Origin of the sequence: Kitasatospora sp. NPDC001603 (assembly GCF_040298365.1) — a bacterium.
GTDB lineage: Bacteria > Actinomycetota > Actinomycetes > Streptomycetales > Streptomycetaceae > Kitasatospora.
The window spans coordinates 1-1,598 of the sequence record NZ_JBEPAA010000188.1 but is presented as its reverse complement, the minus strand read 5'-3'; the positions used below and the strand labels follow the sequence as shown (position 1 = coordinate 1,598).

At 70.6% G+C, this 1,598-nt stretch carries 1 protein-coding gene; it reads left to right on the top strand.

The window, feature by feature from the left end:
* Positions 1 to 1,444, top strand: a 1,444-nt coding sequence (locus ABT263_RS38755) for a transglycosylase domain-containing protein (RefSeq protein ID WP_352298646.1), incomplete at its 5' end; no start/stop codon positions are given.
* Positions 1,445 to 1,598 lie beyond the last annotated feature (154 nt).

The following is a 1,598-nucleotide window of genomic DNA, read 5'->3' as shown; positions in this document are numbered from 1 at the left end:
CCCGCAGAACGGCTGCATCACCGCCCAGGCGGGCATGGGCTTCTTCTGCGACTACGTCCGGCACGTGGTCAAGCAGGACCCGGCGTTCGGCAAGAGCGTCGCGGACCGGAAGAAGTTCTGGGACCAGGGCGGCCTGAACATCTACACCACCCTGGACCCGGACAAGCAGGCCGCCGCCCAGAACGCGGTGACCTCCAAGGTCAAGGTCACCGACTCGGTGTCGGCCGCCGCGACCATGATGGAGCCGGGCAGCGGCAAGATCCTGGCGATGGCCCAGACCCGCCCCTACGGCCTGGACCCGAACAAGAACCAGACCGTCGTCAACCTCAACGTCGACGCGGCGATGGGCGGCGGCAACGGCTTCCAGACCGGATCGACCTTCAAGCCGATCCTGGCCGCGGCCGCGCTGGAGTCGGGGATGTCCCCCACCCAGCCGTTCCCGTCCGAGAACAAGATCGACTACCCGTCGATGTCCACCTGCGCGGGCACCTGGAAGAACACCGACAAGCCCAAGGCGACGGTGAAGAACGAGTCCACCTCCGAGGTCGGCCCGTACGAGCTCAAGCAGGCCATGGCACTGTCGGTGAACACCTACTTCGTGCAGATGGAGCAGCAGGTCGGCCTCTGCGCGATGAAGCAGATGGCCAACAAGCTCGGCATCACCCAGTCCGCGAAGGGCGACGCGTTCCAGGAGGTGCCCTCGATGGTCCTCGGCACCCAGGAGCTCTCGCCGCTGACCATGGCGAACGTCTACGCGACCTTCGCCGCGCGCGGCAAGTACTGCACCCCGATCGCGATCAACAAGATCAGCACGGTCGACGGCAAGGACGTCAAGGTCCCGCAGTCCACCTGCAGCCAGGCCTTCTCCGAGCAGACCGCGGACGCCCTCAACACCGTCCTGCTCAACGTGACCGAGAAGGGCACCGCGGCCGCCCTCGGCCTGGAGGACGGCCGCCAGATCGCCGGCAAGACCGGTACCACCGACGAGAAGAAGGCCGCCTGGTTCAGCGGCTACACCCCGTCCCTCGCCACCTCGGTCTGGCTCGGCGGCCCGGCCGGCGGCGTGAAGATGAAGAACATCACCATCGGCGGCAAGTACTTCCCCGAGGTCTTCGGTGCCGACGGCCCCGGCCCGATCTGGCAGCTGGCGATGAACCAGGCGCTCAAGGGCTCGCCGAAGGACCAGATCCAGACCATCAACATCCCGGACCCGGCGCCCAAGCCCGACCCGAACGCGACCGCGCCGGCCACGCCGCCGGCGGGCGACGCCGCCGCGGCCGGTGGCGGCACCCCGGGCGGGAACCCCGGCGGCCAGCCGGGCGGCAACCCCGGCGGCGCCACCAACGCCGGCGGGATGATCGGCGGCGGCTTCACCTTCCCGCCGGGGATCATCGGCGGCGGGAACGGCAATGGCAACGGGAATGGGAACGGCGGCCGGCACTGACCGACCCGCACTGACCGGCCCGCACTGACCGGCCCGCACTGACCGGCCGACAGCCTGGGACACCGAGAGGGGCGCCCGCCGAGCGATCTGCTCGGAGGGCGCCCCCCGCGGTGGGGCGGGGGGGGGGGGGGCGGGGGGGCGGCGCCGGCCCCGG